We start from the raw sequence: 16,874 nt of genomic DNA, 5'->3' as shown, positions 1-16,874 counted from the left end.
AACCCTCTTGCCTGTTTTATATAAAAAACTATGAATTACACATATTTTAAGGAGGAATCATTCTCATGGGTAAAGAGAAATTCGATCGTTCCAAAACGCATGCTAATATCGGTACAATCGGTCACGTTGACCACGGTAAAACAACTCTAACAGCTGCAATCACAACTGTTCTTGCAAAGACTGGTAAAGCACAAGCACGTGCTTACGACCAAATCGACGGTGCTCCAGAAGAGCGCGAGCGCGGAATCACAATCTCAACTGCACACGTTGAGTACGAAACTGACACTCGTCACTACGCACACGTTGACTGCCCAGGCCACGCTGACTATGTTAAAAACATGATCACTGGTGCTGCACAAATGGACGGAGGGATCCTAGTAGTATCTGCTGCTGACGGCCCAATGCCACAAACACGTGAGCACATCCTTCTTTCTCGTCAAGTAGGTGTACCTTACCTTGTTGTATTCATGAACAAGTGTGACATGGTTGACGACGAAGAGCTTCTTGAACTAGTTGAAATGGAAATTCGTGACCTTCTTTCTGAGTACGACTTCCCTGGAGACGACATTCCAGTAATCAAAGGTTCTGCTCTTAAAGCTCTTGAAGGAGACGCTGCTTGGGAAGAAAAAATCTACGAGCTAATGAACGCTGTAGATGAGTACATCCCAACTCCTCCTCGTGAAACTGACAAGCCTTTCATGATGCCAGTTGAGGACGTATTCTCAATCACTGGACGTGGAACAGTTGCTACTGGACGCGTTGAGCGTGGAGTAGTTAAAGTTGGTGACGTAATCGAGATCCTTGGTCTTACTGAAGAGCCTAAATCTACAACTGTAACAGGTGTAGAAATGTTCCGTAAGCTTCTTGACTACGCTGAAGCTGGAGACAACATCGGTGCACTTCTTCGTGGTGTATCCCGTGACGACGTTGAGCGTGGACAAGTTCTTGTTAAGCCAGGAACTGTAAAAGCTCACACTAAGTTCAAAGCTGAAGTATACGTTCTTTCAAAAGAAGAGGGTGGCCGTCACACTCCATTCTTCACAAACTACCGTCCACAGTTCTACTTCCGTACAACTGACGTAACTGGTATTTGTAACCTTCCTGAAGGCGTAGAAATGGTTATGCCTGGCGACAACATCGAAATGACTGTTGAACTAATCGCTCCAATCGCAATCGAAGAAGGAACTAAGTTCTCTATTCGTGAAGGTGGACGTACAGTAGGCGCTGGCGTTGTAGCAACAATCCAAGAGTAGTCTTAACTTCTCTTTATAAAAAAGCATCCTCATTTGAGGATGCTTTTTTTCATGGTCATAACCACTCCAAAGGTACATATTCGCCAAACTAAGCCTGAGGACCAAAACCATCATTAGCTTCGTTAGCAACTATGCATGTTCGCACAAACAAAGCCAAAAAACCAAACCATCTTTTGCATCCCTGCGTCCCGCAGTGGGGTCCGGTACCGATAACGGGTTTTGATTATACCGAAGGTCATAATCTCGGTACCGGACCCCAGATGTTTGAAGACGGGGGAAGATGTTTGCCAAATAAGGTCCAAGAGCCAAACTCATCTCGGTACCGGACCCCAGTTGTTTGAAGACAACGAAGAAAATGTTCGCACAACAAGGCCCAAGAACCAGATCCTCACCGAAGCACCCCCAACAACCTCTAAAGCAAATACCCACTCATATCATCCAAGAGCAGAGCTTTGCAAACAATCGTAGGATTATGCAAATAAATAGGCTCTTCAGCGTATAATTTGTTGGCTATCAAACGAAAAAATGACCATATGCAAATAAATTTTCAGATTCGCAAATAAACTCCTCAAACCTGCAAATAAGCTTCTCAAATCTGCAAATAAATGAGCTATCACTCATGAATTCACTGATCGAGGGATGCTGCAAATGCACAATAGGGCTATTTCATGCGATGTTCTGGCTAGTAAACATATAGGCCTCACACTTACCGCGGTATTATATAGAAGAAACTCGTCAAAAAAGCTAATAGACCCCTTAATTATCAACGTTTTCAGCTTTCATTTGTAAAGAAACGCATCGATCAAAAAAAACTTTCATAAACACTTGCATTGCCCATTGTTTTTCTCTATAATGAGTAATGTTGGTCATTCACTGCGATGACTCGGAAGGTTGCTGACACACCCGGCCCCTTTGCCATGGCGGGTGATATCAGGTTTAAATTTCCGGTGAGCAATGTCTGTTTACAAAAATAGGCGAATAAAGGAGGGAAAATAATGGCAAAGCAAAAGATTCGTATCCGTTTAAAGGCGTATGATCACAGAATTCTTGATCAATCAGCTGAGAAAATCGTTGAAACTGCTAAGCGTTCAGGAGCAAAGGTGTCAGGACCGATTCCTCTACCTACTGAAAAAGCGATCTACACGATCCTACGTGCGGTGCACAAGTACAAGGACTCTCGTGAGCAGTTCGAAATGCGCACACACAAGCGTCTTATCGACATCATCGAGCCTACTCCACAAACAGTTGATTCATTAATGCGTTTGGATCTGCCGTCTGGCGTAGACATCGAAATCAAGCTTTAATTTTTCGTGAACGAACCATATAAGAACCATATAAAAAACATTTAAACTCACAGGAGGTGTGACAAATGGCCAAAGGAATCTTAGGAAAGAAAATCGGTATGACTCAAGTTTTCGCAGAAAACGGAGACATGATCCCTGTAACTGTTGTTGAAATCGCTCCTAACGTGGTGCTTCAGAAGAAATCTGTTGAGAATGACGGATACGAAGCGATCCAATTAGGATTCGACGACAAGAAAGCAGCTCGCTCTAACAAGCCGGAAGCTGGTCATGCTGCAAAAGCAAGCACAAGCCCTAAGCGCTACGTTAAAGAATTCCGTAACGTTGATGTTGCGGCATACGAAGTTGGTCAGGAAGTCAAGGTTGATATTTTTGCAGAAGGTGACGTTGTAGACGTGACTGGAACTTCGAAAGGTAAAGGATTCCAAGGTGTAATCAAGCGCCACGGACAATCCCGCGGACCTATGAGCCACGGTTCCCGTTACCACCGTCGTCCTGGTTCAATGGGTGCAGTTGACCCGAACCGCGTATTCAAAGGAAAAGCTCTTCCTGGACGTACTGGCGGAGACGTTGTAACGGTTCAGAACCTTGAAGTAGTAAGAGTTGACGCAGAACGCAACGTAATCCTTATCAAAGGTAACGTTCCTGGAGCGAAGAAATCTTACGTAACTATTAACTCTGCTGTTAAAGCAAAGGATGCTAAATAAGAAAGGAGGACAATCTGATGCCAAAAGTAGCAGTTTTTAAACAAGATGGCACACAAGCTGGCGATATCGAGCTTAACGAATCCGTTTTCGGTATTGAGCCTAACAAAAGCGTGCTTTTCGACGCTGTTATCATGCAGCAAGCATCACAGCGCCAAGGAAACCACGATGTTAAAAATCGTTCCGAAGTTGCTGGTGGTGGACGCAAGCCTTGGAAACAGAAAGGTACTGGACGTGCTCGTCAAGGATCTATCCGTTCTCCACAATGGGTTGGCGGTGGAGTTGTTTTCGGACCTACTCCGCGCAGCTATTCGTACAAACTACCTAAGAAGGTTCGCCGCTTAGCTATTAAATCAGCGCTATCTTCCAAGGTGATCGACAATGACCTAATCGTTCTTGAAGGACTTGCATTTGATGCTCCTAAGACGAAGGACATGAAAGCTGTACTAGCAAATATTTCAGCAGATCGCAAAGCACTAGTTGTAACAGGCGACTACAATGACTTTGTAGCCATTTCTGCTCGCAACCTGCCAGGTGTAACGGTTGTTACTGCTGACGGTGTTAGCGTTCTTGACGTGTTAAAGCACGACAAGCTAGTGATGACTAGAGACGCTGTTCAAAAAGTAGAGGAGGTGCTCGCATAATGGATGCTCGTGATGTAATTAAGCGCCCCGTTATTACTGAGGCTTCTACTGAAATCATGGCTGATAAGAAATTCACTTTCGAAGTTGACACTCGCGCGACAAAGACTCAAATCAAAAGCGCGCTTGAAGAAATTTTCGGTGTGAAAGTAAAATCAGTAAACACTGCGACTTACAAAGGTAAGTTCAAGCGTGTTGGACGCCACACTGGCTACACTTCAAAACGCAAGAAAGCAGTTGTTACACTAACTCCGGAGAGCAAAGAACTAGACTTCTTTGAAGGAGTTTAATACGAACAACACGTAAAGGAGGGAAATTACGATGGGTATCAAAAAGTTTAAACCGACAACAAACGGTCGCCGTAACATGACTCAGCTTGACTTCGCTGAAATCACAACGGACCGTCCGGAAAAATCCTTGCTTGCTCCGCTTAGCAAAAAAGCTGGACGTAACAACCAAGGTAAACTAACTGTTCGTCACCAAGGTGGTGGACACAAGCGTAAGTATCGTATCATCGATTTCAAACGTAACAAGGATGGAATACCAGGCCGCGTTGCTACAATCGAGTACGATCCGAACCGTACTGCTAACATCGCACTAATCAACTACTTGGATGGAGAAAAGCGTTATATCCTAGCTCCTAAAGGACTTCAGGTTGGTCAAGAGATCATGTCTGGTCCAGAAGCGGATATTAAAGTAGGTAACGCACTTCCGCTTGCTAACATTCCTGTAGGTTCTACAATCCACAACATCGAATTGAAGCCTGGAAAAGGTGGACAATTGGCTCGTTCTGCTGGTGCAGAAGCTCAGCTTCTTGGAAAAGAAGAGAGATACGCTCTTGTTCGTCTTGGATCTGGTGAAGTTCGCATGATCCTTCTTACTTGCCGTGCTACACTTGGTCAAGTTGGAAACCTTGAGCACGAACTAGTTAAAGTAGGTAAAGCTGGTCGTTCTCGCTGGAAGGGCATCCGTCCTACAGTTCGTGGTTCTGTAATGAACCCTAACGATCACCCGCACGGTGGTGGTGAAGGCCGCGCTCCAATCGGACGCAAATCACCAATGTCACCATGGGGCAAGCCGACTCTTGGTTACAAGACTCGTAAGAAAAACAATCAAAACGACAAGTACATCGTGCGTCGTCGTAAAAAATAACGTGATTGTCCTACGGTTCACTCGAACCGTAGTGCAAGCACGAAGGGAGGTTCCCATATGGGTCGCAGTTTGAAAAAAGGACCATTTGTAGATGATCACTTGATGAAGAAAGTTGAGACGATGAACGCTGCGGATGACAAGAAAGTTCTTAAGACTTGGTCTCGCCGTTCTACAATCTTCCCTGAATTCATCGGACACACAATCGCTGTTTATGATGGTCGCAAGCACGTACCGGTTTACGTGACTGAGGACATGGTAGGACATAAGTTGGGAGAATTCGCTCCAACTCGTACTTACAAAGGTCACGCAGCTGATGATAAGAAAACTAGACGTTAATTGAGGGGAGGTACACATAATGGAAGCTAAAGCAATCGCGAAACAAGTGCGCATCGCTCCTCGTAAAGCACGAATCGTAATCGACTTGATCAGAGGTAAAAAAGTCGGTGAAGCACTTGCAATTCTACGTTTAACGCCAAAAGCGGCTTCTCCTGTCATCGAAAAGGTGCTAAAGTCTGCTATTGCAAACGCGGAACACAACTATGAAATGGAACCAAACAACTTAGTGATCGCCAAGGCGTTCGTTGATGAAGGGATCACATTGAAGCGATTCCGTCCACGTGCTATGGGACGTGCCAGCCGCATCAACAAGCGTACGAGCCACATCACGATCGTTGTTTCTGAAAAGAAGGAGGGTTAAGACGTGGGTCAAAAAGTAAATCCAATAGGTCTTCGTATTGGCATTATCCGTGACTGGGAATCCAAGTGGTACGCAGAAAAGGATTACGCAGCACTTTTGCACGAAGACATCAAGATCCGTTCATATATTGAAAAGCGTCTTAAAGACGCAGCCGTATCTGGTATCGAAATCGAACGTGCGGCAAACCGTGTAAATGTTACAATCAAGACTGCTAAGCCTGGTATGGTAATCGGTAAAGGCGGAACAGAAGTGGAAGCACTTCGTAAAGCTCTTAACGACCTTACTGGCGGCAAGCGAGTACACGTTAACATTTTCGAAATCAAGCAAGCTGATGTTGATGCGAAGCTAGTAGCAGAAAACATCGCTCGTCAATTAGAAAACCGCGTATCTTTCCGTCGTGCGATGAAGCAAGCTATCCAGCGTGCTATGCGTATGGGCGCAAAAGGTATCAAAACTGAAGTATCTGGTCGTTTAGGCGGAGCTGACATCGCTCGTTCTGAACACTACAGTGAAGGAACTGTTCCTCTTCACACACTTCGTGCAGACATCGACTACGGTACTGCTGAAGCTGACACAACTTTCGGTAAGATCGGTGTGAAAATCTGGATCTACCGTGGTGAAGTCCTTCCAACAAAAGGAACGAAAAAAGCGGAAGGAGGCAAATAATATGTTATTGCCAAAACGTGTTAAATATCGTCGTGAACACCGCGGTAAAATGCGTGGGAACGCAAAAGGCGGAACTGAAGTTCATTTCGGAGAGTTTGGTTTGCAAGCTCTTGAAGCTTCGTGGATCACAAACCGTCAGATCGAAGCAGCTCGTATTGCGATGACTCGTTATATGAAGCGTGGCGGTAAAGTTTGGATTAAAATTTTCCCATCTAAGCCATACACTGCGAAGCCTCTAGAAGTTCGAATGGGTTCCGGTAAAGGTGCTCCTGAAGGATGGGTAGCAGTAGTAAAGCCAGGTAAAGTAATGTTCGAAATCTCGGGAGTATCTGAAGAGATCGCTCGTGAAGCATTGCGTCTGGCATCACACAAGCTTCCTGTAAAATGTAAGTTTGTGAAACGCCAAGAAGTGGGTGGTGACACAAATGAAGGCTAATGACATTCGTAACCTGACCACTGCTGAAGTAGAACAAAAAGCAAAATCCCTAAAGGAAGAGCTTTTCAACCTACGTTTCCAGCTAGCTACAGGTCAACTAGAAAACCCAGCCCGCATTCGTGAAGTTCGTAAAGCAATTGCCCGTGCAAAAACGGTTTTACGTGAAAGAGAGCTAGGGATTACTAACGGTTAATTCTTGAGAGGAGGTTCGCACAATGAGTGAACGTAACCAGCGCAAGGTATATGTTGGTCGTGTCGTATCTGACAAGATGGACAAAACGATCACGGTTCTTGTAGAAACTTACAAGAAACATCCATTGTACAGCAAGCGCGTTAAATACTCTAAAAAGTTAAAAGCGCATGATGAAAACAACACTGCAAAAATCGGTGATGTAGTACGCATCATGGAAACTCGTCCGCTATCTAAGGATAAGCGTTTCCGTTTGACTGAAGTCATTGAAGAAGCAGTAATCATCTAAATACATGTTCGGATTACAACTATATCCGAAGGGAGGCCAATTCGCATGATTCAACAAGAAACTCGTTTAAAAGGCGCTGACAACTCTGGTGCTAAAGAACTTCTATGCATTAAAGTTCTAGGTGGTTCTGGACGCAAGTACGCTAATGTTGGTGACATTATCGTATGTTCTGTTAAGTCCGCTACACCAGGGGGCGTTGTTAAAAAAGGTGATGTTGTCAAAGCGGTTGTTGTACGTACGAAGCGTGGAATGCGCCGTAAAGACGGATCATTCATCCGTTTCGACGAGAACGCTGCAGTTATCGTAAAAGATGACAAAGGTCCTCGTGGAACTCGTATTTTCGGACCTGTTGCTCGTGAGCTTCGTGACAAGCAGTTCATGAAGATCGTATCACTTGCTCCAGAAGTTCTTTAATTCATTCAAAAGCAAGCAAGGCGCTTAAAATGTCTTGTAAGGAGGTGCAGTACGCTCATGCCATTGCATGTTAAGAAAGGCGATAAAGTTCAGGTCATTTCTGGTAAGGACAAAGGCAAGCAAGGAACAATCCTTGCCGCTTTCCCGAAAGAAAACCGAGTGCTTGTTGAAGGCGTAAACGTGGTGAAGAAACACTCTAAGCCTTCCCAGGCGAATCCGCAAGGCGGAATTGTTACTATGGAAGCACCTATTCACGTTTCTAACGTGATGCCTCTTGACCCTAAAACTGGTGTTCCTACCCGTGTAGGATACAAAGAAGTTGACGGGAAAAAAGTTCGTGTAGCCAAATCTGGTGAAGTTCTAGATAAATAAGTCTCGCATTGAAAGGAGGGCCACCAAATGAACCGTCTACAAGAGCGTTATAAAAAAGACATCGTTCCTTCTCTAATGGAGAAGTTCAGCTACAAATCAGTTATGCAGGTACCAAAGATCGAAAAGATCGTCATCAACATGGGTGTTGGTGAAGCTGTTTCCAACTCAAAAGTATTGGACACGGCTGTTGAAGAGCTTACAGCGATCGCTGGTCAAAAGCCGGTTATCACTCGTGCTAAGAAATCTATCGCAGGCTTCAAGCTTCGTGAAGGTATGCCGATTGGAACAAAAGTAACTCTACGCGGTGAGCGTATGTTCGAGTTTCTTGATAAGCTAATCGCTGTATCCCTTCCACGTGTACGTGACTTCCGCGGTATTTCTAAGAAGTCTTTCGACGGACGCGGAAACTACACGCTTGGTGTGAAAGAGCAATTGATCTTCCCAGAGATCGATTATGATAAAGTAAACAAAGTTCGCGGAATGGACATCGTTATTGTAACGACAGCGAACACTGACGAGGAAGCTCGTGAGCTTCTAACACAAGTTGGAATGCCATTCCAAAAATAACCTTTCAGCCAAAGGAGGTTTACCCGTGGCAAAGAAGTCAATGATTGCTAAGCAGCAACGTCAGCAGAAGTTCAAAGTGCAAGAGTACACGCGCTGTGAACGATGCGGGCGCCCTCATTCAGTAATCCGCAAGTTTAAGCTATGCCGTATCTGCTTTAGAGAACTTGCTTATAAAGGACAAATTCCTGGCGTTAAAAAAGCCAGCTGGTAATACCCTGAGAAAAGGGAAGGAGGTAACTAGTAATGGTTATGACAGATCCAATTGCAGACATGCTTACTCGTATCCGCAACGCTAACACTGTTCGCCATGATAAGTTGGAGCTTCCAGCTTCAAACATCAAGAAAGAGATCGCTGAGATCCTTAAGCGTGAAGGTTTCGTTCGCGACATCGAGTACGTTGAAGACAACAAACAAGGTATGATCCGTATCTTCCTTAAGTACGGTTCAAGCAACGAGCGCGTAATTTCTGGTCTTAAGCGTATCAGCAAGCCTGGCTTGCGTGTATATGCGAAGTCCGATGAGCTTCCACGAGTTCTTGGAGGACTTGGAATCGCAATCGTTTCTACATCAAAAGGAATCATGACGGACAAAGAAGCTCGCAAAGCTCAAATGGGCGGCGAAGTTCTAGCGTACGTTTGGTAATAAATAGACAGCGAATGGAGGTGCCAATATGTCTCGTATAGGCAACAAAGTGATTGAAGTCCCAACTGGGGTTACAATCAATGTAGCTGCTGACAACACAGTTACAGTTAAAGGACCTAAAGGTGAACTGTCCCGCCAGTTCAATGCTGATATCAAAGTTAAGGTTGAAGAAAACGTGATCACTGTGGAACGCCCGAGCGACCGCAAAGACCACAAAGCTCTTCACGGAACTACGCGCAGCGTGCTTAACAACATGGTAATCGGTGTAACAAACGGATACGAAAGAGCACTTGAGATCATCGGTGTCGGTTACCGTGCATCTAAAGCTGGAAACAAGCTTGTGCTTAACGTTGGATACTCTCACCCTGTAGAAATCACTCCTGAACCAGGAATCGAAATCGACGTTCCTGCGAATACGAAAGTTATCGTAAAAGGAATTGACAAGCAGCGTGTTGGAGAAGTAGCAGCTAACATCCGTTCTGTACGTTCTCCAGAGCCTTACAAAGGTAAAGGAATTCGTTACGAAGGTGAATTCGTACGACGCAAAGAAGGTAAAACAGGTAAATAAAGCCGTTAGTTAGCGGAAAGGAGTGCAAAGGATGATCACGAAAGCTGATAAGAATGTCGCTCGTAAGAAAAGACATGCTCGTGTTCGCCGTACTGTTATCGGTACAGCACAACGTCCCCGTTTGAACGTATTCCGTTCTACAAAACACATCTATGCACAATTGATCGATGATCAAGCTGGAGTAACACTTGTATCTGCATCAACTCTTGACAAAGGAATTGAAGCAGGAAACGGCGGTAACGTTGACGCAGCGAAAGCAATCGGGAAAGCAGTTGCTGAGCGTGCAAAGGAAAAAGGTTATACTGCAGTAGTATTTGACCGTGGAGGATACCTCTACCACGGACGCATTAAAGCATTGGCAGACGCGGCTCGCGAAGCTGGTCTAGAATTTTAATAGAAGGAGGGAACCTGATGCGTATCGACTCTAACAAACTTGAACTTGAAGAACGCGTCGTTACGGTCAACCGTGTAGCTAAGGTCGTAAAAGGTGGACGTCGTTTCCGCTTTGCTGCAGTGGTTGTCGTAGGTGACAAAAACGGTCACGTGGGCTTCGGTACTGGTAAAGCTCAAGAAGTACCGGACGCAATCCGTAAAGCGATTGAAGATGCTAAGAAAAACTTGATTTCTGTACCTATCGTTCGTACAACAATCCCTCACCAAATCGTTGGACGATTTGGCGCTGGAAACGTACTTCTGAAGCCAGCTTCTGAAGGTACTGGAGTTATTGCCGGCGGACCTGTCCGTGCGGTGCTTGAACTTGCTGGTGTGGGTGACATCCTTTCCAAGTCACTTGGATCGAACAACCCGATCAACATGGTTCGTGCAACAATCGAAGGTTTGAAAAATTTAAAGCGTGCTGAGGATGTTGCGAAACTTCGCGGTAAATCAGTACAAGAGCTTTTAGGTTAAGGAGGGAATATAGATGGCTAAGAAATTAGAAATCACCCTCACTCGCAGTGTTATCGGCCGTCCTGAGAACCAGCGCATCGTTGTTAAGACTCTAGGTCTTCGCAAGATGCATCAGACAGTGGTACACGCTGACAACGCGGCTATCCGCGGTATGGTAAACAAGGTGTCTCACCTTTTAACAGTTAACGAAATCGACGCATAAAAATCGAAATAAACCATGAGGAGGTGCTCAGATGAAACTTCATGAGTTAAAACCATCAGAAGGATCCCGTAAAACACGCAACCGTGTAGGACGCGGTATCGGTTCTGGAAACGGAAAAACTAGCGGACGCGGTCACAAAGGGCAAAACTCACGTTCTGGCGGTGGAGTTCGTCCTGGATTTGAAGGCGGACAGAACCCATTAGCACGTCGTTTGCCTAAGCGCGGATTCACGAATCCAACTCGTAAAGAGTACGCGATCGTAAACCTTGATCGACTTGCAACTTTCGCAGAAGGTACAGAGGTAACTCCGGAACTTCTTCTTGAAACTGGCGTAGTCAGCAAGGAAATGAACGGTATCAAGATTCTTGGAAATGGCAAATTAGGAGTTAAGCTTACAGTTAAAGCGCACAAGTTCTCTGCTTCTGCTAAAGAAGCAATTGAAGCTGCTGGCGGAAATACTGAGGTGATCTAATGTTAGGGACAATCTCCAATATCTTGCGTGTGGGTGATCTGAGAAATAAAATTCTATTTACACTTGCTATGCTGGTTGTGTTCCGTCTTGGAACATTCATTCCAGTACCAGGGGTAAACCGGGACGTGCTGAAATTCAGCAACAGCAACAGTGCTGACTTCCTTGGATTTTTAAATACGTTTGGTGGCGGAGCATTACAGAACTTCTCAATCTTCGCTATGGGTATTATGCCGTACATCACGGCATCCATCATCGTGCAGCTTTTGCAGATGGATGTAGTTCCGAAGTTTACCGAATGGAGCAAGCAAGGTGAGGTAGGGCGCAAGAAGCTGGCCCAGTTCACACGCTATGGAACGATTGTCCTTGGTTTCATCCAGGCGATCGGGATGTCTATCGGGTTTAATAACATTTTCCCGGGACTCATAACCGACCCAAGCCCTACAACGTACCTATTCATTGCGTTAGTTTTAACTGCAGGTACCGCATTCTTAATGTGGTTAGGTGAGCAGATTACCCTTAAAGGAATTGGAAACGGGATTTCCGTTCTCATTTTTGCGGGGATTGTCGCAGCTATTCCTACAGCAGTTACCCAGCTTTATGCAGCACAGATTAACGGTCCTAAAGAAGAACTGTTTATGCATATCGTATCTGTAGTTCTGCTGTTAATTGCTGTTGTCTTAATTATTGTCGCAGTAATCTTTATTCAACAAGGTGTTCGTAAAATCCCTATTCAGTATGCAAAACGAGTCGTTGGTACAAAGCCTGTTGGCGGTCAGTCCACTCACTTGCCGATCAAGGTCAACGCGGCAGGAGTAATCCCGGTTATCTTCGCGATTTCCTTGCTCATTACTCCGCGCACGATCGCTGGCTTTTTCGAGCAAAACAGTGTGACAAAGTGGATCATCAATGCGTTTGACTATTCCCAGCCTATCGGAATGATCATATATGCAGCTTTAATTATCGGATTTTCGTATTTCTATACGTTCATCCAGGTTAACCCGGAGCAAATGGCCGATAACCTTAAAAAGCAGGGTGGCTACATCCCGGGCATCCGTCCAGGGGCAAACACTCAAACGTATATTACGAGAATTCTGTACCGATTAACGTTTGTAGGATCTCTATTCCTCGCGGTTATCGCTATCCTTCCGGTAATCTTTACAAAAATACCAGCATTGAACCTTCCTCCATCTGTACAGATCGGTGGAACGAGCTTGCTGATTGTTGTAGGTGTGGCATTAGATACGATGAAGCAGATAGAGAGCCAGCTGATTAAGCGGCACTATAAAGGCTTCATTAAATAGAGGAAAAGGGAAGAATTAAACTTCCCCTTCGCCTCTGCCAAAAGTAAGGGACATGTATGGAGGGATTAGATGTATCTAGTCTTGATGGGATTGCCCGGTGCAGGTAAAGGCACTCAGGCAGAAAGAATTGTTGATAAATATGGAATCCCGCATATTTCTACGGGAGATATGTTCCGCGCAGCTATCAAGGAGGAAACTTCACTTGGACTAGAAGCGAAGTCGTACATGGATGCTGGAAACCTCGTCCCTGACGAAGTGACCATCGGAATCGTACGCGAGCGTCTGGCTAAGAGCGATTGCCAAAAAGGATTCTTGCTTGATGGCTTCCCACGGACTGTGGCGCAAGCTGAGGCATTAGAAACAATTCTTACTGATCTTGGGCGCCAGATTGACTATGTTGTCAATATATCTGTCGATTCGGACCATCTCATGAAACGTTTGACAGGACGTCGAGTTTGCCAGATTTGTGGAGCAACATACCATGTAATTTTCAACCCGCCAAAGGTTGAAGGAGTATGTGACAAAGACGGTGGTACGCTAATTCAGCGACAAGACGATAACGAAGAGACCGTTCGTACACGACTGGAAGTTAACATGAAACAGGCAAAGCCGTTGCTTGATTTTTATGAAGAGAAAGGGTACCTCAAGAATATTGACGGTGACCAGGAAATCGAAAAAGTCTATTCAGACATCGATCAGCTCATTGGAGGTCTTGCTAAATGATCATCTGCAAAACGCCGCGCGAGATTGAAATCATGCGGGAAGCAGGTCGCATCGTAGCTTTAACACACCAAGAGTTAAGTAAACATGTAAAGCCTGGCATTACAACTGGCGAGCTTGACGCGATTGCCGATAAGTTCATCCGCAGCCATGGTGCAACACCTTCGTTTAAGAACTATAATGGGTTCTCCGGCAGCATCTGTGCTTCCGTTAACGAAGAGCTTGTACATGGAATACCTGGATCTCGCGTGCTTAACCATGGCGACATTATCTCGATAGATATTGGGGCGAAGTACAAAGGATATCACGGTGATTCCGCATGGACGTACGGAGTAGGAGAGATTTCAGATGAAGCTCAAAAACTCCTGGATGTAACAGAAGAGTCCTTATTTAAAGGATTGGCAAAAGCTAAAGCAGGCGCGCGGTTGACCGATATCTCCCATGAAATTCAAAAGTACGCAGAGGGCGAAGGCTTCTCGGTTGTACGTGAATACGTGGGTCACGGGATCGGGCAGGAATTGCATGAGGATCCGCAGATACCTCATTACGGACCGCCAGGCAGGGGACCGCTCTTGAAAAAGGGTATGGTGCTTGCCATCGAGCCGATGATCAATGCGGGTACTCGCTATGTTCGAACATTATCCGATAACTGGACGGTAGTCACAACGGATGGCAAATGGTGTGCTCATTTTGAACATACTGTTGTCATTACGGATGAAGGGTATGAAATCCTGACGAAAATCTAAGTGCAGGTGATGAGCGTGAATGAATACAATCATGGTCCGAAACTCGGGCAGCTGGTTCGCATTCTAAACGGCCGTGACAATGATAAGCTTGGGGTCATCGTCGGTATCCAAGATGAAAGGTTCGTCCTCATCGCGGACGGCGACAAGCGTAAATTCGACCGAGCCAAACGCAAAAACCTGAATCACTTAGAACTGATGGACTTTACTTCACCGGAAGTTGCAAGAAGTATTCTTGAAACTGGCCGTGTAACCAATGGCAAACTGCGTTATGCTGTAGCGAAGTTTTCCGACGAGGACGTCATTGCTCTGAAGAAGGGAGATCAAGTCGATGGCTAAAGATGATGTTATTGAGGTAGAAGGCACGGTAATCGAGCCTCTTCCGAACGCCATGTTTCGTGTGGAACTGGAAAATGGTCATAAAGTTCTTGCTCACGTATCCGGTAAGATCCGCATGCACTACATTCGGATCCTTCCAGGAGATAAAGTGACAGTTGAACTGTCTCCATATGACTTATCACGTGGTCGCATTACGTATCGCTTCAAATAAATTTTCGTACTCCGTGAACATAAGGAGGTTAATAAAAATGAAGGTAAGACCATCAGTTAAGCCGATTTGTGAAAAGTGTAAAGTAATTCGTCGCAGAGGTACTGTAATGGTAATCTGTGAAAACCCGAAACATAAGCAAAAACAAGGTTAATATCAAGGAGGTGCAAAGATAATGGCACGTATTGCTGGAGTTGACATTCCGCGCGACAAGCGAGTGGTAATCTCTTTAACATACATCTTCGGTATCGGTAAAGCGAAAGCTCAGCAGGTTCTAGCTGCTGCTGGTGTATCTGAAGAAACTCGTGTTCGCGATCTTACGGAAGACGAACTAAACAAAATCCGTGAAGTCCTTGACTCACACAAAGTAGAAGGTGACCTTCGCCGTGAAGTGTCCCTAAACATTAAGCGTCTAATCGAGATCGGTGCATACCGTGGTGTACGTCACCGTCGTGGACTTCCGGTTCGCGGTCAAAATACGAAGAACAACTCTCGTACTCGTAAAGGACCTCGCCGTACTGTAGCGAATAAGAAAAAGTAAGTAAAGGAGGTAGAATCTAAATGGCAAAGCCACGTAAAACTAATACACGTAAGCGTCGTGTCAAAAAGAATATCGAAAGCGGCGTAGCGCACATCCGCTCTACGTTCAACAACACGATCGTTACTATCACTGACACTCACGGGAACGCTGTATCTTGGGCGACTGCTGGCCACCTAGGATTTAAAGGCTCTCGTAAATCCACTCCATTCGCAGCTCAAATGGCTGCTGAAACAGCTGGTAAAACAGCTCAGGAGCACGGAATGAAGACTCTTGAAGTTTCCGTTAAAGGCCCTGGTGCTGGACGTGAAGCTGCAATCCGTGCCCTTCAAGCGGTAGGATTGGAAGTAACTGCAATTCGTGACGTTACTCCGGTTCCTCACAACGGATGCCGTCCTCCAAAACGCCGCCGCGTATAATTTTTATACGCGATGGGTATATATTCCACTAGCCTGTCTATAATGGTTATGTGGAATATATCGTTTTGGTTATTAAATGTCGGGAATGCCTATTGGGGAATTTCGGCAGGGCTATGAGCCCAGCCGAGGTTCGACGTTTGAAGGAGGGTTAGTTGAATGATCGAAATCGAAAAGCCAAGAATCGAAACGGTTGAAATCAGCGACGATGCCACATACGGAAAGTTTGTTGTTGAACCACTCGAGCGTGGATATGGGACTACTCTAGGCAACTCCTTACGTCGTATCCTGTTATCCTCACTTCCTGGAGCAGCTATCACATCCATTCAGATTAATGGAGTATTGCACGAGTTCTCTACAGTTGAAGGTGTAGTAGAAGATGTTACTACGATCATCTTGAACTTGAAGAAGCTCGCAATGAAGATTTATTCTGAAGAAGATAAGACTCTTGAGATTGATGTGCAGGGCGAAGGAGTCGTTACAGCTGGCGACATTACGCACGACAGTGATGTAGAAATCCTGAATCCTGATCTTCACATTGCTACTTTGTCTGAAGGCGCTCATTTCCAAATGAAGCTGACAGCAAAGCGCGGCCGTGGATACATCCAGGCTGAAGGCAACAAGCGTGAAGATCTGCCGATCGGAGTTATTCCGGTGGATTCTATTTATACACCGATCTCACGTGTGAACTACCAAGTAGAAAACACGCGTGTCGGTCAAGTTACAAACTATGACAAGTTAACGCTTGACGTATGGACAGATGGCAGCATCCGTCCAGAAGAGGCGGTTTCCCTTGGAGCGAAGATCATCACGGAACACCTGAACATTTTTGTCGGGTTAACGGATCAAGCGCAAAAAGCGGAAATTATGGTTGAAAAAGAAGAAGACCAAAAGGAAAAAGTTCTAGAGATGACGATCGAGGAGCTTGATCTTTCTGTTCGTTCTTACAACTGCCTCAAGCGCGCTGGCATTAACACAGTTCAAGAACTTGCAAATAAATCAGAAGAAGATATGATGAAGGTACGCAACCTCGGAAAGAAATCTCTTGAAGAAGTTCAAGAGAAGCTAGAAGAGCTTGGTCTTGCCTTACGCGCTGAAGATTAATCTTTAAGCCATCATAGATTCAGAGTTATC

The 16,874-nt window shown here is 45.3% G+C and carries 31 protein-coding genes; all 31 read left to right on the top strand.

From position 1 onward, the window contains the following. The first annotated feature begins 65 nt into the window (after nucleotides 1–65). The 31 genes from tuf to ACFQPF_RS13210 all read left to right on the top strand — a co-directional run bounded on the left by tuf (nucleotide 66) and on the right by ACFQPF_RS13210 (nucleotide 16,844). Nucleotides 66–1,253 (top strand): elongation factor Tu, encoded by a 1,188-nt coding sequence (tuf, locus tag ACFQPF_RS13360; protein WP_379750229.1) that lies wholly within the window; start codon nucleotides 66–68, stop codon nucleotides 1,251–1,253. 995 nt (nucleotides 1,254–2,248) lie between these two features. Next, complete coding sequence (rpsJ, locus tag ACFQPF_RS13355; protein ID WP_053356198.1) at nucleotides 2,249–2,557, top strand: 30S ribosomal protein S10; 309 nt, start codon at nucleotides 2,249–2,251, stop codon at nucleotides 2,555–2,557. Between the two features lie 65 nt (nucleotides 2,558–2,622). Beyond that, a complete protein-coding gene (rplC, locus tag ACFQPF_RS13350) occupies nucleotides 2,623–3,261 on the top strand; it encodes a 50S ribosomal protein L3 (RefSeq protein ID WP_379750228.1) in 639 nt (212 codons plus the stop codon). A gap of 17 nt (nucleotides 3,262–3,278) precedes the next feature. Beyond that, nucleotides 3,279–3,902, top strand: coding sequence for a 50S ribosomal protein L4 (rplD, locus tag ACFQPF_RS13345; protein WP_379750227.1), 624 nt, complete (start codon nucleotides 3,279–3,281; stop codon nucleotides 3,900–3,902). Further along, nucleotides 3,902–4,189, top strand: a complete 288-nt coding sequence (rplW, locus tag ACFQPF_RS13340; protein WP_379750226.1) for a 50S ribosomal protein L23 — start codon at nucleotides 3,902–3,904, stop codon at nucleotides 4,187–4,189. Before rplD ends, rplW begins: the two co-directional genes overlap by 1 nt. A gap of 31 nt (nucleotides 4,190–4,220) precedes the next feature. Then, nucleotides 4,221–5,051 carry a 50S ribosomal protein L2 gene (rplB, locus tag ACFQPF_RS13335; RefSeq protein ID WP_379750225.1) on the top strand — a complete coding sequence of 277 codons (831 nt, stop codon included), beginning with the start codon at nucleotides 4,221–4,223 and terminating at the stop codon, nucleotides 5,049–5,051. 57 nt (nucleotides 5,052–5,108) lie between these two features. Continuing rightward, the gene (gene rpsS / locus ACFQPF_RS13330; protein ID WP_379750224.1) at nucleotides 5,109–5,387 is read left to right on the top strand and encodes a 30S ribosomal protein S19; all 279 of its coding nucleotides are present in this window, start codon (nucleotides 5,109–5,111) and stop codon (nucleotides 5,385–5,387) included. 19 nt (nucleotides 5,388–5,406) lie between these two features. After that, entirely contained in the window at nucleotides 5,407–5,748 is a 342-nt protein-coding gene (gene rplV, locus ACFQPF_RS13325; RefSeq protein ID WP_094253188.1) for a 50S ribosomal protein L22, read from the top strand. A gap of 3 nt (nucleotides 5,749–5,751) precedes the next feature. Next, nucleotides 5,752–6,414, top strand: a complete 663-nt coding sequence (gene rpsC / locus ACFQPF_RS13320) for a 30S ribosomal protein S3 (RefSeq protein WP_379750223.1) — start codon at nucleotides 5,752–5,754, stop codon at nucleotides 6,412–6,414. Between the two features lies 1 nt (nucleotide 6,415). After that, nucleotides 6,416–6,850: a 50S ribosomal protein L16 gene (rplP, locus tag ACFQPF_RS13315; protein ID WP_379750222.1), complete on the top strand. Its 435-nt coding sequence runs from the start codon at nucleotides 6,416–6,418 to the stop codon at nucleotides 6,848–6,850. Next, a complete protein-coding gene (rpmC, locus tag ACFQPF_RS13310; protein WP_094253185.1) occupies nucleotides 6,840–7,043 on the top strand; it encodes a 50S ribosomal protein L29 in 204 nt (67 codons plus the stop codon). Before rplP ends, rpmC begins: the two co-directional genes overlap by 11 nt. 22 nt (nucleotides 7,044–7,065) lie before the next feature. Then, entirely contained in the window at nucleotides 7,066–7,329 is a 264-nt protein-coding gene (gene rpsQ, locus ACFQPF_RS13305; RefSeq protein WP_379750221.1) for a 30S ribosomal protein S17, read from the top strand. Between the two features lie 45 nt (nucleotides 7,330–7,374). Next, on the top strand, nucleotides 7,375–7,743 hold the full coding sequence (gene rplN / locus ACFQPF_RS13300; RefSeq protein ID WP_094253183.1) for a 50S ribosomal protein L14: 369 nt from the start codon (nucleotides 7,375–7,377) through the stop codon (nucleotides 7,741–7,743). 63 nt (nucleotides 7,744–7,806) lie between these two features. After that, the gene (gene rplX, locus ACFQPF_RS13295) at nucleotides 7,807–8,115 is read left to right on the top strand and encodes a 50S ribosomal protein L24 (protein ID WP_379750256.1); all 309 of its coding nucleotides are present in this window, start codon (nucleotides 7,807–7,809) and stop codon (nucleotides 8,113–8,115) included. A 27-nt stretch (nucleotides 8,116–8,142) separates the two neighbouring features. Then, nucleotides 8,143–8,682, top strand: coding sequence for a 50S ribosomal protein L5 (gene rplE, locus ACFQPF_RS13290; protein ID WP_379750220.1), 540 nt, complete (start codon nucleotides 8,143–8,145; stop codon nucleotides 8,680–8,682). 25 nt (nucleotides 8,683–8,707) lie between these two features. After that, nucleotides 8,708–8,893: a 30S ribosomal protein S14 gene (rpsN, locus tag ACFQPF_RS13285; RefSeq protein WP_007203538.1), complete on the top strand. Its 186-nt coding sequence runs from the start codon at nucleotides 8,708–8,710 to the stop codon at nucleotides 8,891–8,893. 32 nt (nucleotides 8,894–8,925) lie between these two features. Next, entirely contained in the window at nucleotides 8,926–9,324 is a 399-nt protein-coding gene (gene rpsH / locus ACFQPF_RS13280; RefSeq protein ID WP_094253180.1) for a 30S ribosomal protein S8, read from the top strand. A gap of 28 nt (nucleotides 9,325–9,352) precedes the next feature. Continuing rightward, nucleotides 9,353–9,892, top strand: coding sequence for a 50S ribosomal protein L6 (gene rplF / locus ACFQPF_RS13275; protein WP_379750219.1), 540 nt, complete (start codon nucleotides 9,353–9,355; stop codon nucleotides 9,890–9,892). Nucleotides 9,893–9,923: 31 nt separating this feature from the next. Beyond that, the gene (gene rplR / locus ACFQPF_RS13270) at nucleotides 9,924–10,286 is read left to right on the top strand and encodes a 50S ribosomal protein L18 (protein ID WP_379750218.1); all 363 of its coding nucleotides are present in this window, start codon (nucleotides 9,924–9,926) and stop codon (nucleotides 10,284–10,286) included. A 14-nt stretch (nucleotides 10,287–10,300) separates the two neighbouring features. Further along, entirely contained in the window at nucleotides 10,301–10,801 is a 501-nt protein-coding gene (gene rpsE / locus ACFQPF_RS13265) for a 30S ribosomal protein S5 (protein ID WP_094253177.1), read from the top strand. A 13-nt stretch (nucleotides 10,802–10,814) separates the two neighbouring features. Beyond that, nucleotides 10,815–11,003: a 50S ribosomal protein L30 gene (rpmD, locus tag ACFQPF_RS13260; RefSeq protein WP_379750217.1), complete on the top strand. Its 189-nt coding sequence runs from the start codon at nucleotides 10,815–10,817 to the stop codon at nucleotides 11,001–11,003. Nucleotides 11,004–11,034: 31 nt separating this feature from the next. Next, nucleotides 11,035–11,475, top strand: a complete 441-nt coding sequence (gene rplO / locus ACFQPF_RS13255) for a 50S ribosomal protein L15 (RefSeq protein WP_379750216.1) — start codon at nucleotides 11,035–11,037, stop codon at nucleotides 11,473–11,475. Continuing rightward, complete coding sequence (gene secY, locus ACFQPF_RS13250; RefSeq protein WP_379750215.1) at nucleotides 11,475–12,776, top strand: preprotein translocase subunit SecY; 1,302 nt, start codon at nucleotides 11,475–11,477, stop codon at nucleotides 12,774–12,776. Before rplO ends, secY begins: the two co-directional genes overlap by 1 nt. Nucleotides 12,777–12,845: 69 nt before the next feature. Further along, entirely contained in the window at nucleotides 12,846–13,499 is a 654-nt protein-coding gene (locus ACFQPF_RS13245; RefSeq protein ID WP_379750214.1) for an adenylate kinase, read from the top strand. Beyond that, complete coding sequence (gene map / locus ACFQPF_RS13240; RefSeq protein WP_379750213.1) at nucleotides 13,496–14,242, top strand: type I methionyl aminopeptidase; 747 nt, start codon at nucleotides 13,496–13,498, stop codon at nucleotides 14,240–14,242. Before ACFQPF_RS13245 ends, map begins: the two co-directional genes overlap by 4 nt. A 15-nt stretch (nucleotides 14,243–14,257) precedes the next feature. Further along, nucleotides 14,258–14,578, top strand: coding sequence for an RNA-binding protein (locus ACFQPF_RS13235; protein WP_379750212.1), 321 nt, complete (start codon nucleotides 14,258–14,260; stop codon nucleotides 14,576–14,578). Beyond that, nucleotides 14,571–14,789, top strand: a complete 219-nt coding sequence (gene infA / locus ACFQPF_RS13230; protein ID WP_066237890.1) for a translation initiation factor IF-1 — start codon at nucleotides 14,571–14,573, stop codon at nucleotides 14,787–14,789. The genes ACFQPF_RS13235 and infA overlap by 8 nt, the downstream gene beginning before the upstream one ends. A gap of 37 nt (nucleotides 14,790–14,826) precedes the next feature. Continuing rightward, nucleotides 14,827–14,940 (top strand): 50S ribosomal protein L36, encoded by a 114-nt coding sequence (gene rpmJ, locus ACFQPF_RS13225; protein ID WP_007203526.1) that lies wholly within the window; start codon nucleotides 14,827–14,829, stop codon nucleotides 14,938–14,940. 21 nt (nucleotides 14,941–14,961) lie between these two features. Further along, nucleotides 14,962–15,327: a 30S ribosomal protein S13 gene (gene rpsM / locus ACFQPF_RS13220; protein WP_379750211.1), complete on the top strand. Its 366-nt coding sequence runs from the start codon at nucleotides 14,962–14,964 to the stop codon at nucleotides 15,325–15,327. A gap of 20 nt (nucleotides 15,328–15,347) precedes the next feature. Continuing rightward, entirely contained in the window at nucleotides 15,348–15,743 is a 396-nt protein-coding gene (gene rpsK / locus ACFQPF_RS13215) for a 30S ribosomal protein S11 (RefSeq protein WP_094253169.1), read from the top strand. A gap of 156 nt (nucleotides 15,744–15,899) precedes the next feature. Next, a complete protein-coding gene (locus tag ACFQPF_RS13210) occupies nucleotides 15,900–16,844 on the top strand; it encodes a DNA-directed RNA polymerase subunit alpha (protein ID WP_379750210.1) in 945 nt (314 codons plus the stop codon). Nucleotides 16,845–16,874 lie beyond the last annotated feature (30 nt).

The sequence above is a fragment of the Fictibacillus iocasae genome (assembly GCF_042665465.1).
GTDB lineage: Bacteria > Bacillota > Bacilli > Bacillales > Fictibacillaceae > Fictibacillus > Fictibacillus iocasae.
This window is presented reverse-complemented; position numbering and strand designations above follow the sequence as displayed.

Coding starts and splice junctions, on each gene's coding strand:
- rplE (WP_379750220.1), top strand. CDS start 8,143: ATGAACCGTCTACAAGAGCGTTATAAAAAAGACATCGTTCCTTCTCTA.
- rplN (WP_094253183.1), top strand. CDS start 7,375: ATGATTCAACAAGAAACTCGTTTAAAAGGCGCTGACAACTCTGGTGCT.
- rplB (WP_379750225.1), top strand. CDS start 4,221: ATGGGTATCAAAAAGTTTAAACCGACAACAAACGGTCGCCGTAACATG.
- rplD (WP_379750227.1), top strand. CDS start 3,279: ATGCCAAAAGTAGCAGTTTTTAAACAAGATGGCACACAAGCTGGCGAT.
- rpsJ (WP_053356198.1), top strand. CDS start 2,249: ATGGCAAAGCAAAAGATTCGTATCCGTTTAAAGGCGTATGATCACAGA.
- rpmJ (WP_007203526.1), top strand. CDS start 14,827: ATGAAGGTAAGACCATCAGTTAAGCCGATTTGTGAAAAGTGTAAAGTA.
- rplR (WP_379750218.1), top strand. CDS start 9,924: ATGATCACGAAAGCTGATAAGAATGTCGCTCGTAAGAAAAGACATGCT.
- tuf (WP_379750229.1), top strand. CDS start 66: ATGGGTAAAGAGAAATTCGATCGTTCCAAAACGCATGCTAATATCGGT.
- rpmD (WP_379750217.1), top strand. CDS start 10,815: ATGGCTAAGAAATTAGAAATCACCCTCACTCGCAGTGTTATCGGCCGT.
- rpmC (WP_094253185.1), top strand. CDS start 6,840: ATGAAGGCTAATGACATTCGTAACCTGACCACTGCTGAAGTAGAACAA.
- rpsK (WP_094253169.1), top strand. CDS start 15,348: ATGGCAAAGCCACGTAAAACTAATACACGTAAGCGTCGTGTCAAAAAG.
- rplP (WP_379750222.1), top strand. CDS start 6,416: ATGTTATTGCCAAAACGTGTTAAATATCGTCGTGAACACCGCGGTAAA.
- map (WP_379750213.1), top strand. CDS start 13,496: ATGATCATCTGCAAAACGCCGCGCGAGATTGAAATCATGCGGGAAGCA.
- infA (WP_066237890.1), top strand. CDS start 14,571: ATGGCTAAAGATGATGTTATTGAGGTAGAAGGCACGGTAATCGAGCCT.
- rplC (WP_379750228.1), top strand. CDS start 2,623: ATGGCCAAAGGAATCTTAGGAAAGAAAATCGGTATGACTCAAGTTTTC.
- rplV (WP_094253188.1), top strand. CDS start 5,407: ATGGAAGCTAAAGCAATCGCGAAACAAGTGCGCATCGCTCCTCGTAAA.
- rpsH (WP_094253180.1), top strand. CDS start 8,926: ATGGTTATGACAGATCCAATTGCAGACATGCTTACTCGTATCCGCAAC.
- rpsQ (WP_379750221.1), top strand. CDS start 7,066: ATGAGTGAACGTAACCAGCGCAAGGTATATGTTGGTCGTGTCGTATCT.
- rplW (WP_379750226.1), top strand. CDS start 3,902: ATGGATGCTCGTGATGTAATTAAGCGCCCCGTTATTACTGAGGCTTCT.
- rplO (WP_379750216.1), top strand. CDS start 11,035: ATGAAACTTCATGAGTTAAAACCATCAGAAGGATCCCGTAAAACACGC.
- secY (WP_379750215.1), top strand. CDS start 11,475: ATGTTAGGGACAATCTCCAATATCTTGCGTGTGGGTGATCTGAGAAAT.
- ACFQPF_RS13245 (WP_379750214.1), top strand. CDS start 12,846: ATGTATCTAGTCTTGATGGGATTGCCCGGTGCAGGTAAAGGCACTCAG.
- ACFQPF_RS13210 (WP_379750210.1), top strand. CDS start 15,900: ATGATCGAAATCGAAAAGCCAAGAATCGAAACGGTTGAAATCAGCGAC.
- rplF (WP_379750219.1), top strand. CDS start 9,353: ATGTCTCGTATAGGCAACAAAGTGATTGAAGTCCCAACTGGGGTTACA.
- rpsS (WP_379750224.1), top strand. CDS start 5,109: ATGGGTCGCAGTTTGAAAAAAGGACCATTTGTAGATGATCACTTGATG.
- rpsM (WP_379750211.1), top strand. CDS start 14,962: ATGGCACGTATTGCTGGAGTTGACATTCCGCGCGACAAGCGAGTGGTA.